This is a genomic window from Vibrio sp. 5S239 (assembly GCF_041439575.1).
In the GTDB taxonomy this organism is placed as follows: domain Bacteria; phylum Pseudomonadota; class Gammaproteobacteria; order Enterobacterales; family Vibrionaceae; genus Vibrio; species Vibrio kanaloae.
Window position 1 is genome coordinate 66904 of sequence record NZ_JBGOOM010000009.1, and the last position, 14101, is coordinate 81004.

The following is a 14101-nucleotide window of genomic DNA, read 5'->3' on the forward strand; positions in this document are numbered from 1 at the left end:
GCTAGCTAAGACAAATCACCTAGCTAGCACCCCAAAGCTTAGGAAATGAAGTGAAAAGGGGGACTTCACTTCTAGGGAGAAACGTTAAGCCGTTGCTTTAATGTTTTGTTTATTACGCTCGCGCAGACCTAAAACAACGGTCAGTGCAAAGGCAGTCACGAACGCGATAATCATGCCGACCACGTAGTAACCGATTTTTTCTGGTGATATTGAGATGATACCTGGAATACCAGCAGCACCCAGTGCTTGTGCTTTCACATTGAACATGGTGATAAATGCGCTTGAAACCGCAGCTGCACAAACCGCAGCAATGAATGGATAGCGAAGCTTCAAGTTCACACCGAACATTGCAGGCTCAGTAATACCAAGCAAACCAGTCACACCAGAAGGAATCGCGATACCTTTCATTTTCTTATCTTTACTCATGAACCCAACCGCCAGTGCCGCTGCACCTTGTGACACGTTAGACATCGCCGCGATAGGGAAGATAAACGTACCGCCAGTCGTTGCGATATCCGCAAGCAGCTGAGTTTCAATAGCAATAAAGCTATGGTGCATACCAGTAATAACGAACGGCGCATAAATCAAACCAAACACCGCACCACCAATGAAGCCAGCGCTGTTGTATAGCCAGTTAAGACCGTCACCCAGTAGGAAGCCGATATCACGTGTAAATGGACCCACAACCGTGAATGTCAGTAGACCAGTCACGAAAATAGCCAGTAGCGGCGTTAGCAAGTTATCCAAAACCGAAGGAATAACTTTACGTAGGCCAAGCTCAACTTTTGCTAGAATAAACGCAGAGACAAGAACGGGCAGCACTGAACCTTGATAGCCCACTTTCTCGATTTCAAAACCTAGAATGTTCCAAACTGGAATGCTGCCCGATACTGATGCGCCACCAAAGCCCCAGCCGTTCAGCAGGTCTGGGTGAACCATCAACATACCTAAAGCCGCGCCAAGGTATGGGTTACCACCAAACTTCTTACTCGCTGAAAATGCTAATAAAATAGGTAAGTACACAAAAGGGGCATTAGCAAATGTATTGATCATGTTCGCTAAGTCGGTCAAACCCGGATTAGCGTCGATTAGAGATTTGCCATCAATGAACAAGCCTTGAGCCGTCAACAGGTTGTAGATACCCATCAACAGACCACCAGCAACAATCGCCGGAATGATTGGTACAAAAATATCAGACAAACCTTTCACTGCACGCTGCAAGATATTTTGGTTGTCAGCACCCGCAGACGCCACATCGTTGGTCGACATTTCCGTCATTTCAGTCAGCTTAGCCAGCTCAGCATAAACTTGGTTAACAATACCTGAACCAAAGATGATCTGATATTGGCCCGCCACTTTAAACTGGCCCTTGACCCCTTCTAGGTTATCAATCGCCTGTTCATCAATTTTATCTTGGTCTGCTACTGCAAGACGCAGACGAGTCGCACAGTGTGCAAGTGCGGTGATATTACTTTTACCACCTAATAGAGAAAGCAGCTCTTTTGCTATTTTTGGATAATTCATTACATACCCCATTGGATTATCATTTGAGCTTTTGAATTTTCGGGAACGTTTGCAAAACAAATTTTTGCTTAGAAATAACAAATGATCAAAGATAACGGCTCAATACTGTGAGAATGATCTTCAAATTATCTCCCTAGGATAAGAAGACAGGGTTAAAATCCCCTAATAACAGGTAAATTTGATGCTCTGTTTGCAAACAATCCCAAAACTAAAATTACAATTGGATAATGAATAATGGCTAGTCTTCATGATGTCGCTCGTCTCGCTGGAGTTTCCAAGTCGACGGTTTCAAGAGTAATCAATGATGAGTATGGCGTAAAAGACGCGACCAAGGTGAAGGTGCGTAAAGCGGTTGAAGAGTGTGGCTATCTCCCAAACCAAGTCGCTAAAGACTTAAAGTCTCAGAAAACCAACCTGGTTGGCGTGATTGTTCCTAGGGTTTCTTCCCACGCCACCTCTCAAGGTGTCGATGGTTTAACCGCAGTATTAGAGCAAGCGGGCAAGCATGTTTTACTAGCGAGCACGCACCAAACGCACCATAAAGAACTTGAATACATTCAGATATTTAACCAAAAACGTGTTGAAGGCATCATCCTGTACGCAACCCACCTCGACAACCAATTAGTCAAATCCATTCAAAGCTCTGCAGTGCCAGTGGTATTGGTTGGTCAAGACGGTTCGATGTTTAACATCCCAAGTATTGTGCACGACGACAATCGCGTAGGGTTTGAAGCGGGCAACCGCCTCATCGCGAAAGGTTGTAAGTATATGGGGTTTATTGGCGTGCAAGGCGATGATATTGCGGTTGATAAGATGAGATCAGAAGGCTTCGCTCAATCACTTCAATTCAACGACCTCACACTGCAATTTCACGCCCGCGGCGACTTCACCATAGAATCAGGTTACCAACTGGCTAAACAGTCTCTAAAGGAGCACACACAGCTCGACGGCCTGTTCTGCGCCACTGACCGTATCGCAATCGGTGCGATCAGAGCCATTCAGGAAGCGGGCCTCGTTCCAGGAAAGGATGTCTTGGTGCTCGGTGTGGGTGACGATGAGCTCGCTTCAGTATGCACACCAACGCTGTCTACGTTTAACTATGCGTTTGATAAAGCGGGAGAAAATGGAGCTAAGCTTCTGCTCGACCGTATTGAGAAAAAAGGCTTTGAAATGAGTAAGATGGTGCTGACTTTTAGCACCATTGAAAGAGAATCTTGCTAACGGTTTATTTCAGAGATCAAGTGCTCCCAAGATAAAAAAATGCCAACCTTCGAGTTGAAACGATAAGGTTGGCATTTGATGATGCGACGATCACATCATGATTAACACTCTCTATCTAAACGATATCTCAAGCAATTAGAACCAAGTTTCCATCTGCAGTGCAAACAGAACCTCGCCGCCCTCTCCCATCGTTGCAGCATCTGCTTCAGTGCTGATCGAGTAACCATTCAGGTCTTCACTCCAATCCACATAGCTCACAGCGAAACGCAATTCTGGTCGGTCAAAAAAGCCAGTGCTGGTTGAAAGCTTCAGTGTTGGTGCAACTGTTGCCTTGTAGAAACCACCGCTCGCTTGCTCGGTCGCGTTGTCTAAATCCATGTACTGCAATGAACCTTCGTAAACCATCTCAAAGTTCTCTGTGAACTCTTGAGCTAATCGAACGTTTAAAGAGGCCCATGTGAACTCGTCATTCTTCTTCAGACGGTCTTGGCTATACTCTGCCATTAATGCAGGTGCTAAGCGCCAGTTGTCGCCAATACGAGTGACACCGTAGCTAAACAGGCGAACGGCTTTTGCATCATCCAGTAAATCACCATTTGAGCCGATGCCTTTTAGCTCTGCACCAAGGCCGCTACCCACTAATATACCCGTTTTAGAGAAGCCTTCGCTCACACCAAAGAAGTTGTCTCCATGGTACGCAAACATTGCGTGTACACCGTTTTCAGCTGCGCCATTTAAACGGCTATCGTTGTCTGCTGAGGTCATGCTGCTCAACATCACTTGCCATTGGCCAATACGGTTATTCATGGTTGCAATGTAGTTTTCTACGTCTGTTGATGAGCTATCAATCTCACCAAAATCTCGGCCATAAATAGAGAAATTCGCTTTCCAGTTGTCGCTCATCTGAACATCGTAAACGCCTGCACCAGTACCTGATAAGAAGACAATATCCGAGTCGAAAAAGTGAATATCAAAATTGTCGCGATCGAATCGTTTACCTGCCCAGAACGTTGCTTCAGAAAACGCTTCGGATTCAGAGAACATACTCAGGCGATTCAGCTCTGAATACACCTGTCGAACATTCAACTGGCTTTCGCTGGCAGTCCACTCGTTATTTGTCTCAGTACTATCGGCTAACATGATACGAAATAAGGCACTAGAGCCATCATCCGCAAAGCGCTTATGAATCAAGTTCGCTTCAACGTAATGATCATCTTCAACACCAAGACGTCCAATTGGAGCACCAATGGCACCAGCCGCCGTCATGTAAGGTCCAGTGCCTGTCGCGCCGTTTAGGTCGTCGTTGATCAATAACCCAGAGCGAGCATAGCCGTGAAACTCAAACGAAGAAGCCTTTTCATTGGCCTCGGTGGAGACCTGCTCTGTTTGTGCAACCCTTTGTTCTAATTCATTAATACGTTGCTCTAATGCTGCAACGTCTTCACTTGCTAATACCGATGTAGTCATTAGCCCCATTGTTACAGCAACAGCTAAAGTGTGTAATTTCATTCTTATGTTCTCACGTTAATTGTTTTAGATTACTTGCAAACGTTCCCAAAATAATTCGTAAGCGCATTTAGGCCTATACTTTTGATGTACAAGCTCTTTATCGAAGAAGAAATAGAAATCAGTCGTGTTGATTACTTCACTTTTTGTATCTGGGTGGATGATAGATCGATACTTTCGGGAACGTTACCGAAAATACATAATTCTGATAACTTTGTCACAAGTGAAATTGATTAATGGGCGAAAAATAGTGTCTCGCGCACATTAGCTATCTCAGAAAAATAGAGAGGAAATCCAGTACGATAATTAGGAAAGGCGCTAAAAAATGCAACAGGTTGGCTATAAAAATTAAAGCCTGAGAAGCGATTTTTCAGGCTTTAGAAAGGCGTTCGTTGGTAACAATAGGTCGTTTTTTGAAAAGTGTATGACATTAACTAACGTGACAGTTTATAGAAGAGTAAAGCGTTTAAAAGACTACTTCCTCTTGCCCTGCTCAACCAGTTTCTCATTCCATGCCGTATTGCCGTCGCGCTTGGAGACATCGTATTCTGCACAGAACTGGGATATGGTCATATTGTTGTCGCCAGTCGCCAATTTCAATGCCAACTGAACTTGTTGAAGCTTGCTTTGCAGACGCAGGATCTGACCTGCATTTGGGCTTTTTTCTTTGGCATACTTTAAGGCTGCATGTTTACGCTCTGCCGCGCCCGCCCTGCGATCCGCTTCTGATAACAGATATTTTAGTTGGGCTACACTTTTGCCCTTCTTGAAAGCGGGATCAAGTAGTTCAACGCATTCATCAAAAGATGGATCGATAACGTAGGGGTCAACTTTATGAGCTTGTTGACGCATCCACTCTAGTGCGAGTTTTTCATCTGACATAATTAAATCTTTACCAAAGAAATAGCCCTATATGGTATCGCTCAATAGCAAACCGCTGCAATAACAAATTGAATGAGTTCGTACCTTTCTAGTTTGAACCTAGTGGCAAAGACTAGCTGATCGCTAGAAAGCTACATTGCGTACATATAGTTCAGTTGATAAACAAGTCGTCGAAAAACAAAAATGAGAAGAAGAGAAGATATGAAGGACATGACCCTTTCAGGACAAGATATCCAAGCGATGGATCAACGTGAGCGTGCTCGTTTCATTAATTCCCTATCGGGATTCAAAAGCGCAAACCTTATTGGTACCTGTGATAAACAAGGGCTAGAAAATCTTGCTGTGGTGAGTTCTGTGGTTCATATGGGTTCGAATCCACCTTTGTTTGGCTTCATAGTCCGACCTGCAGAAAGTCGCCGCCACACGTTAGAGAATATCCTAGAAACTCGACACTTCACCATTAACAGCATCGGCGCTGACTTTGTTCAAAAAGCGCATCAAACCTCGGCTCGTTATCCAAAGTCGACATCCGAATTCAAAGCTGTCGGGCTCACTCCTTACTATGACGACATGTTCCCCGCTCCGTTCGTATTAGAAAGTGCTCTCAAAATAGGTTTGGTTTTGAAAGAGCAGATATCAATAGAGAGCAATCAAACACAAATGTTGATTGGTAAAGTTATTACGATTCAAGCCCCCAAGCGTGTCATGATGCCCGATGGCTACCTTGATTTAGAAGCGTTAGATTTAGTCACAATCTCTGGGCTTGACAGCTACCATGTTACGCAAAGGCTGCACCGGTTAAGCTATGCCAAGCCAGACAAGTCTCTGTTTCCGCTGACACGAGAAGGCAGTCCAACTTCATGGGAGGCTTTTGAATTCAATCTAACTCATTTTGTTCTGTAATTGGCCGCGAAAAGTGCTAACTTTCTCTGCTTAACCCAGTTGTCCTACAACATGGCGACACGGCATCTAAACCCTGCACTTTGCACCCAATTCCAAGGACTACTTTGAAGTTAACCCACTTTAAATACAAGACGCGCAAAGGCCCAGACTACCGACATGGCGACCAGGTGTCTTTTATGGACATTAAGCAGACTTTCGGTATGGGCAGCATTCGTGTGGGCGCTTGGGTCACCAAAGAAGAGAAAGAGCTGGCCGCCAATCTGATATTCGATTCGCTAGCAGACCTAGCTTACATCTTGGCTCTGCCACCAGAAGCGATTGGCCTGCGTGGCACATTAGGTTTGGCGTTCGGGAGTGGCGGCAGAAAAGGCGTGCAGGCACACTACGCGCCCAACCAACGTGAATTAGCACTCGCCAAGAACGCAGGAGCTGGCGCGCTCGCCCACGAATTTTGGCATGCGTTTGACCATTACATTGCTGAGAAAGCGTTTGAGATTGGTGATACCTCTGGCCCACGAAAACACACCTTATTTGCCACCGACTGTTGGCTACACGGTCGAAAAGTACGGCCCCATCCATTAAACGAGAGTTTGATGTCTCTATTCGATGCTACCCTGCTAAGCGACAACAACCTGGATAAACACGACTACGTGGCTCGAAGTGTCATTGCTGATAAAGCGACATCTGCACGCTACTTCTCACTGCCAACTGAGATGATGGCTCGCGCCTTTGAGTCCGCCATAGAATCCTGCTCAGATATCGAAAACTCGTATCTGGTCGATGGCACAACCAAACCAGATATGTTCCCTCTTTATCCTGATCTCGCACATCGAGAGGGAATCTACAATGCGATGCTGGGCTATTTTGCTCCGTTAGGACGATCTTTAAGTAAGTAGCCCCTTGCGCCAGTAACATTCTGGATAAACAAAGCGATGAATCATTTTGGACAGCACATGACCAAAGGTTCGAAAGCGTTTATAGTCGACACAAACTTCAACATACGTAATTTAGAGGCATTAATGATCAATTGGCCATCTTTGGTAAAACTCGACGGTGATGATGAGCTTATTTACGTCGCATCCGAGAATGATTTTCAGGCAGAATGCTCAGACATGATCGTGTGCGAAGATGATTACCTCATCGATTCTGAAGGTGACAGCTACGCACTTCAATCGAGCTTAAATCAACTGTCTCTAGCGAAACGAGCACACCAGTATTCGGTTGAAAGCGTGACTAAACTGATTCGAAATCACGAGTTCCAAAAAGCCGAAGTGTGCCTAATGAAGATCCACTTCCTAACGATAGAAGAAGCGATTCAGTCTTTGGCCTAATTCGTTCAACGGTTCGTCCCATTAAGTTTATGAAATGGTTTTAGCTCTAAGTACAAATGTAAAAAGGTCAAGCCGCATGGCTTGACCTCTTCTTTTAAAGTTCAATCAGTAACTCTAGCTAAACCGATTAAGTCGTCGCCTTTTGCGTCGTTGCTAGTTGCTCTGCGACACCTTCTGCAAACTCACCACGTTGTAGTTTCTCACGAAGGATTGCATGTTGATCTTCCGTAAACGTGTAACGAGACATGATAAAAATACGCACCAAAGCCCCCAGAGCCGGCAGTAAAGCAATACAAAAGAACATACCATTCAATGCTGTTTCTGTTTGCTCCGCATTTGGAACATAACCAATAGTTGTCAGAATGAGACCTGTTAAACCGCCTGCTACCGCAACGGATAATTTACCTGTAAATGTCTGACCTGAGAAGGTGATCGCCGCTGTACGTTTACCACTGTGATAATAAGAGTATTCCACGGTGTCTGCGATCATTGCCGAAATAAGAGGGTTAGTCATCATGAAGATGCCAGTGATCACAGCAAGCCACGTCATCACAGCTATTTGGCTATCATAACCCGTCATATAGAAACCGATTCGAGCAATAATTTCGAGTACACAAAGAGCGATAAAAATGTCACGCTTTTTAAAACGCTTGGTCAACACCGGCGTGGCTAAACAAGCAATCGCACTGACCAAAGTAATGGTACCAATTAACGAGACAAGCCCCGCATCACCCATATTGTACGTAAAGAAGAATATGTATAAGCCATTCACTAGGTTGAAGAAAACATTCATGAAGAAGGCAGCAAGAATAAAGAACAGAGGTTTATTCTTGCGTACAGCTTGGAAAGTCTGCTTTAAGGTCACCTTTTCACAACTGGCGGTAGAGATTCGCTCTTTGGTGTTGTAAAAGCCGTTCAACATGAATAACAAACCAGCGATCATCAATACGACAACAGCTGGTAAGTATCCTTGGTCCGCACGGCCATCAGCGAAGTAAGCGCTCAATTTAGGAAAAATTACTAACGTTGCACCAATGCCTGCATTAACACCTAGCATGGCACATGTTGCCGCTTTCGCGCGCTCTTGAGGCTCATCCGTCATTACAGAGGACATCGACCAAAACGGTACATCTGAGATGGTATATAGCGTACCCCAAAGAATATAAGTGATACCCGCATACATAACTTTCGTTGAAGTGTCGGCATCAATATTGTAGAAAGCAGCGATCGTTACCAACACGATAAGGAATGGTGTGAACAACATGTAAGGACGGAATTTACCAAAACGAGATTCTAATGTATCCATGTAGCCCGCTATCAAAGGGTCATTGGCAGCATCCCACACACGAGCAATCAAAAATATCGTACTCGCGGCAATCGGCGATATACCCAAGATATCGGTATAAAAATAGAGAATAAAGGAGCCGACGAGGCCAAAGCTAAAGCACTGGCCTACCCCGTAGCCGAAGTAGGACATCAGCTCCTTATTGTTTAATTTGTTTTGTAGAGTAGTCATAGTTCACGTCTCAATTTAGTTCATTATAGATTGGCTAACGAGCCAGTACTTACGTCTGGCTCACAGGCAATTAATCCACTTCTGCGAGTCTTTTGATTAATTGCACTTCGCTTGGGTCATATGGCTGTCCTTGCTCATCAAGCAGGTCGTGGAACCATCGAGTTGCATAGTTGCTGTCATTGCGTTTGATCTCAGGCCAAGGCAGATGCGTTTGAATCTTGCCTTTGACTAAGCCCCATTGATAGCAACCAATTGATTTATCGTGGAAAATAGGAAGTTGTTCGTGAAGATGGGATTCAGCGTGACGCGCTAGCCACTCAGTACACATCATTGGGCGGTTGTATTTTTCAATAATTTCAACGGCTTCGTAGAATAGGTCTATCGGCAAATAAGCATGGAACGTGATGATGTCAGATAGCTCCATTGCTTTACAGTCTGTTGGATGTTCATAAATAGGTAAACTACGATCCAAAATGCTCGGAGCGTGCCATGCCCCTACCGTTAGAGGTTGTGATGGGCTTTCGGCGCGCGCCCACTCGAAGGCTTTTACCATCAATTCATGGCTGAATCTTTCCAGCTCTTCGTCATAAGCAAGTTCACCATTCGAGGTAAAGATCATGCGGTTGGTCGGTTCGTTGTAGAGATCCCAAATGACAATTCTCGGGTCATTTTTGTATGTTGAGATGATGTCACGAATGTAAGTCTCAACGTCACTCCATTGCGACTTATCCATCACAACATTACGACCAGGGCTTGCCGCAGCTTGGCTATTGTGGAGATCTGGCACTGGTGACTTTTGTTTACCAAGATATGGGTGGTCACCAGAAAAACCACAATCATCCATTGGGGTCATCATCACCTTGATCTGGTTTTGTTCACAAATATCTAAGAAGTGCTCAATGCGCTCATGCAGCCCTTGACGGTCAACCTGCCACACAATGAAAGGCAAATTGGTACGCAGCGTGTTGTAGCCAACCTCTCTCGCCCACGCCAACTCCTGTTCCATTATTTCTGGTGAAAATGAGTCGGCCTGCCACATTTCATTCCAATTCACGGCTGTTCTCGGTAAATAGTTAAAGCCACGCAACCAGCCATGTTCCTTCTGCCATTGCCACGCTTTATCTTCGGACCACTTTTGCATCTTGCTCACCTTAAAAATAACACATCAACTAATAATATTAGCTAATATATTAACTAATAATTTAACCGCTATACGTTCTAGGAGTAAACGTGGCAGCCATCACAGCTTTCAGGTTTCTCAGTTAGAAACTTGTGATCAAAGTCTTTAGAGGATGACCCGAATGAAATCTTTAGCTAATATCTTTAGTTAAGAGAATTACCTACAAGATGAGCAATGGCTAAGAAAGTAACCATGAGTGACATAGCGGCAGCAGCAGGCGTGTCACAATCAACCGTATCCTTGGTGTTAAACGGCTCAACATCAGTCAAGATTGCTGATATCACCAAACACAAGGTGCTTGAAACCGCAGAATCATTGGGCTACAGAAATAAAAAAGTGGCTCATGCGCTAGGTCGCCCTAAAAAAGTCGCTTTGGTTATCAACGGACTATCGAGTTATGACCCTTTCATTGACGCTATTAACGCTGCGCGTGAAGAGGCTTGGGCGAATGACTATATTTTAGTGACGTTTAATTACAGCCACGATGAAGTACTAGCGAGTAAGATTGAGGCGGAAATCAACAGCGGTGATTACGCAGGTTTGGTTTATGCATCGAGTATGACTCGAGACCTTGAACAACAAAGAGTTAATACGACGCTACCAACAGTGCTCTTAAATTGCACCAATGAAAGCCTTAGTGATACACCAAGTATTTTGCCTGCCGATATGATTGGTGCTTACAAAGCCGTTTCTCACCTCACGCAGCAAGGCTATCGTCGCATTGCTATGCTCACAGGCGAGAATTGGATGCTGGCAAGTCAACAGCGAAGCGAAGGCTACCGTCAGGCGCTAATTGATGCGGACATTATCCCAAATAGTGATTACTTAGCTGAAGCTAGTTGGTCTTTAAAAGAAGCACATCAGCAGACATTAGCTTTGTTTAAGTCAGCTCAACCACCAGAAGCTATCTTTTGTGGCAGTGATTACATGGCGATGGGGTGCTATCAAGCACTGGCTGAACTAGGGCTTAAGATCCCTCAAGATGTCGCGGTAGTGGGCTACGACAATCAACAGATCGCGTCAGAAAGCTTCCCTGCATTAACATCTGTTGAGTTGCCTTATTCAGATATGGGTAAACTAGCGGTTGAATCCTTAATGGCGCTGATTGAGAAACAACCCTTGCTATCGAGCAAACGAAAAGTGGAAGGCGAATTGATTATCCGTACCTCCTCGACCAAGTAGGACAAAGTGGGCGCATAGCCCACCATTAACACCTAAAACTCAAACTGATAAACCGTTTGATGTTGGTAGGTTTCCTCCGGGTTTAATACACCTCTCTTACAACCCCACTCGGGCTTATTAGGACCATCTGGAAGGTATTGTGTTTCCAGAGCAAGCCCATCATACAGTTCGTAGTGTTTGCTCTTACCGGGTGTCCCTGCCAAAAAGTTTCCTGAATAAAATTGTACTGCTGGTTTTGTTGTTTTCACCCTCATTATAAGGTCTTTATTGGGCGATATGAGTATCGCTGCTGTCGATTCCCCATCAGTCACTTCCTGCTGAAAAACAAAGGCATGATCATAACCACCAGCCATTTTCTGGTCCGACTCAGTCAGAAAATCCCGCCCAATGAGCTTTGCTTGTGAAAAATCAAAACTCGTATCCTTAACCGCCTTAATTTCTCCCGTTGGGATTAAGCCTTGATCCGTTGGTAAGTAATGGCCTGAACTCAACTGCAATACATGATCCAAGCTTTTCGAACCAGAAGCCTCACCAGCCAAATTAAAGTAAGCATGACTGGTTAAGTTAACGGGGCAAGTCTTATCGGTATTGGCTTCATAAGAAATAGATACTTGGTTGTCATCCGTTAGAGAGTAGGTAACTTTGACAGCAAGATTACCCGGATACCCTTGATCACCATCTTTGGTATGAAGAGTAAACACTACCTTTTGTGCACTTTGTTCAACAATGCTCCAACGCTTTTTGTCAAAGCCCTCTAGTCCACCATGTAATGAGTTTTCACCATTATTCACCCCGAGTTGGTAGTGCTTCCCTTCAAGTTCGAATTGGCCTTTAGCGATACGGTTTGCAAAACGCCCAACAATCGCCCCGAAATAAGCGCTCTGCTCCATATGTTCAACCATATTAGGCGAGCGAAGTAATACCTCTCGAGCTTCTTCATTCACTGGCATAGAACAACTCAGCCAAGTAGCTCCAATATCCATGAATGATGCACTCATTCCATTGCTGTTCTTGAGGTGAACCAGTTTAGCTAACTGACCATCAAACGATGGAGTGGACGCCATGTCTTGCTCTAATTGCTCAAAGTTAGTAATCATTAGTGCCTCTTCGTCTCACAAAAATAGCGTTATATCACCACTAACCCACCCAAAACTAATAATATTAGCTAATATTTTGAACTAGGTAGCCTTTTACTTAATTCACATACCTTTTCAAGCGTCAGATACAAAAACAGCGCCAAATTAGGCGCTGTTTTTCGTTTATAGCCTCGCTAATACATTAAGCGATAAAAATCTGAGCCAGTGCGTAACCTAAGCAACATGCGCCGACGACACCGATTAAACCAACCGACATGAATGAGTGGTTGAAGTACCACTTACCAATCTTGGTGGTGCCAGACACATCGAAGTTCACCGTTGCGATATCTGATGGGTAGTTCGGAATAAAGAAGTAGCCATAAACTGCTGGCATCAAACCGATAAGCAGTGCTGGATCTAACCCTAAGCCAAGGCCAACAGGTAACATCATACGTGCAGTCGCGGCTTGAGAATTCACCACAACCGATACGATGAATAGCGCTAACGCGAACGTCCATGGGTAGTTGGTGACCATTTCCACGATGCCCGATTTGAACTGAGGCATTGCGTACTGGAAGTAAGTATCCGACATCCAAGCAATACCGAAGATAGCAATCGCCGCCACCATACCGGATTTGAATACCACGCCATTTGGCACATCACGCGGGTCAGTTTTGGTCGCCAATAAGATGATACCACCGAAGCAGAGCATCATCATTTGGATGATCACCGACATCTTGATTGGCTTGTCGCCGTCTACGATGGTTCTGATCTCAGGCACCATCGCCACAATAACAATCACGACAATTGAAAGTAGGAAAATCAAAACCGCATTACGAGCCGAAGTTGGCAGTACTTCATCCAAAGATGTCGCCGTCGTGTTTTCAATACGCTTTTTCCACTCAGGATCTTTCAAGCGCGCTTGATAATCAGGATCGTCGTTCAATTCTTTACCGCGTTTCAAGCTGTACAAAGATAATAAGAATGTACCGAACAATGTCGCAGGAACCGTAACCAACAGAATAGAAAGCAGAGTAATAGAGTGTTGGACATCTGAAAGTTGCGCAAGGTAATAGACCACAGCCGCCGAGATTGGCGATGCGGTAATCGCTAGTTGAGACGCAACTGACGCCGCCGCCATCGGGCGCTCAGGACGAATACCGTTCTTTAGTGCTACATCACCAATGATAGGCATGATTGAGTAAACCGCATGGCCAGTACCTAACAGGAAAGTCATCGAGTAAGTAACAAACGGAGCTATCAAGGTAACGCGTTTCGGATTCTTCCTTAACACCCTTTCGGCTACTTGCAGCATGTATTTCAAGCCACCAGCCGCTTCAAGAATAGAAGCACAGGTAACAACCGCGAGGATAATCAGCATTACGGTGACAGGTGGAGACGTTGGTGGCATTTTGAAGACAAACACCTCAATAACCAAGCCAATACCAGAAACAACACCTAAGCCAATACCGCCATACCGGGACCCGATATAAAGTACAACTAATAAAAATAGAAACTCAAAGTACAACATAAGCAACCTTACGAAAAATATGGACTAGTACTATTTTCTCGGTAAGTTCAGCAATTTACTTATTGTTTGATCACACTCTTATTTCAGGCTCACGCTAATTGTTTTTTATAAGATAATGGTCACGCTAACAAGACTGTAAGTTTATGAATTGTAATAGTAATCTAGCCGATAGACCTATAGTTGTTATGTATGATAACCATTATTGTATCTGTTAGAACAGCATGGCCTATAAAATACCATACTCATAAC

The 14101-nt window shown here is 44.5% G+C and carries 12 protein-coding genes; 5 read left to right on the top strand and 7 right to left on the bottom strand.

What is annotated here, in order from left to right:
• Nucleotides 1–84: 84 nt before the first annotated feature.
• A complete protein-coding gene (locus ACED48_RS09575) occupies nt 85–1524 on the bottom strand; it encodes a sucrose-specific PTS transporter subunit IIBC (protein ID WP_017054882.1) in 1440 nt (479 codons plus the stop codon).
• A gap of 234 nt (nt 1525–1758) precedes the next feature.
• On the opposite strand from ACED48_RS09575, the gene ACED48_RS09580 reads away from it, so the two are divergent.
• Nucleotides 1759–2745 (top strand): LacI family DNA-binding transcriptional regulator, encoded by a 987-nt coding sequence (locus ACED48_RS09580; protein WP_017054883.1) that lies wholly within the window; start codon nt 1759–1761, stop codon nt 2743–2745.
• Between the two features lie 135 nt (nt 2746–2880).
• On the opposite strand, the gene ACED48_RS09585 is transcribed toward ACED48_RS09580, so the two are convergent.
• Together ACED48_RS09585 and ACED48_RS09590 are read right to left on the bottom strand one after the other, a co-directional pair.
• Complete coding sequence (locus ACED48_RS09585; protein WP_017054884.1) at nt 2881–4254, bottom strand: carbohydrate porin; 1374 nt, start codon at nt 4252–4254, stop codon at nt 2881–2883.
• 471 nt (nt 4255–4725) lie between these two features.
• Nucleotides 4726–5133, bottom strand: coding sequence for a hypothetical protein (locus ACED48_RS09590; RefSeq protein ID WP_017054885.1), 408 nt, complete (start codon nt 5131–5133; stop codon nt 4726–4728).
• A gap of 201 nt (nt 5134–5334) precedes the next feature.
• Between ACED48_RS09590 and ACED48_RS09595 the strand changes: the two genes are divergently transcribed.
• The 3 genes from ACED48_RS09595 (at nt 5335) to ACED48_RS09605 (ending at nt 7367) form a co-directional block, all read left to right on the top strand.
• Nucleotides 5335–6036, top strand: a complete 702-nt coding sequence (locus ACED48_RS09595; protein ID WP_017054886.1) for a flavin reductase family protein — start codon at nt 5335–5337, stop codon at nt 6034–6036.
• A 104-nt stretch (nt 6037–6140) separates the two neighbouring features.
• A complete protein-coding gene (locus ACED48_RS09600) occupies nt 6141–6932 on the top strand; it encodes a CLCA_X family protein (RefSeq protein ID WP_032547847.1) in 792 nt (263 codons plus the stop codon).
• 123 nt (nt 6933–7055) lie between these two features.
• On the top strand, nt 7056–7367 hold the full coding sequence (locus tag ACED48_RS09605; RefSeq protein ID WP_029626761.1) for a DUF4144 domain-containing protein: 312 nt from the start codon (nt 7056–7058) through the stop codon (nt 7365–7367).
• Between the two features lie 127 nt (nt 7368–7494).
• Here the strand turns inward: ACED48_RS09605 and ACED48_RS09610 are convergent, their stop codons facing one another.
• Nucleotides 7495–8883 (bottom strand): MFS transporter, encoded by a 1389-nt coding sequence (locus ACED48_RS09610; protein ID WP_139151221.1) that lies wholly within the window; start codon nt 8881–8883, stop codon nt 7495–7497.
• A 70-nt stretch (nt 8884–8953) separates the two neighbouring features.
• Nucleotides 8954–10024, bottom strand: a complete 1071-nt coding sequence (locus ACED48_RS09615) for a cellulase family glycosylhydrolase (RefSeq protein ID WP_017054890.1) — start codon at nt 10022–10024, stop codon at nt 8954–8956.
• A 213-nt stretch (nt 10025–10237) separates the two neighbouring features.
• On the opposite strand from ACED48_RS09615, the gene ACED48_RS09620 reads away from it, so the two are divergent.
• Entirely contained in the window at nt 10238–11245 is a 1008-nt protein-coding gene (locus ACED48_RS09620; RefSeq protein WP_017054891.1) for a LacI family DNA-binding transcriptional regulator, read from the top strand.
• Nucleotides 11246–11277: 32 nt separating this feature from the next.
• On the opposite strand, the gene galM is transcribed toward ACED48_RS09620, so the two are convergent.
• Entirely contained in the window at nt 11278–12342 is a 1065-nt protein-coding gene (galM, locus tag ACED48_RS09625; RefSeq protein ID WP_017054892.1) for a galactose-1-epimerase, read from the bottom strand.
• A gap of 181 nt (nt 12343–12523) precedes the next feature.
• Nucleotides 12524–13852, bottom strand: a complete 1329-nt coding sequence (locus ACED48_RS09630) for an anaerobic C4-dicarboxylate transporter (RefSeq protein WP_017054893.1) — start codon at nt 13850–13852, stop codon at nt 12524–12526.
• Between the last annotated feature and the right edge of the window lie 249 nt (nt 13853–14101).

Coding starts and splice junctions, on each gene's coding strand:
- ACED48_RS09590 (WP_017054885.1), bottom strand. CDS start 5,133: ATGTCAGATGAAAAACTCGCACTAGAGTGGATGCGTCAACAAGCTCAT.
- ACED48_RS09575 (WP_017054882.1), bottom strand. CDS start 1,524: ATGAATTATCCAAAAATAGCAAAAGAGCTGCTTTCTCTATTAGGTGGT.
- ACED48_RS09615 (WP_017054890.1), bottom strand. CDS start 10,024: ATGCAAAAGTGGTCCGAAGATAAAGCGTGGCAATGGCAGAAGGAACAT.
- ACED48_RS09595 (WP_017054886.1), top strand. CDS start 5,335: ATGAAGGACATGACCCTTTCAGGACAAGATATCCAAGCGATGGATCAA.
- ACED48_RS09585 (WP_017054884.1), bottom strand. CDS start 4,254: ATGAAATTACACACTTTAGCTGTTGCTGTAACAATGGGGCTAATGACT.
- ACED48_RS09610 (WP_139151221.1), bottom strand. CDS start 8,883: ATGACTACTCTACAAAACAAATTAAACAATAAGGAGCTGATGTCCTAC.
- ACED48_RS09620 (WP_017054891.1), top strand. CDS start 10,238: ATGGCTAAGAAAGTAACCATGAGTGACATAGCGGCAGCAGCAGGCGTG.
- galM (WP_017054892.1), bottom strand. CDS start 12,342: ATGATTACTAACTTTGAGCAATTAGAGCAAGACATGGCGTCCACTCCA.
- ACED48_RS09605 (WP_029626761.1), top strand. CDS start 7,056: ATGATCAATTGGCCATCTTTGGTAAAACTCGACGGTGATGATGAGCTT.
- ACED48_RS09630 (WP_017054893.1), bottom strand. CDS start 13,852: ATGTTGTACTTTGAGTTTCTATTTTTATTAGTTGTACTTTATATCGGG.
- ACED48_RS09580 (WP_017054883.1), top strand. CDS start 1,759: ATGGCTAGTCTTCATGATGTCGCTCGTCTCGCTGGAGTTTCCAAGTCG.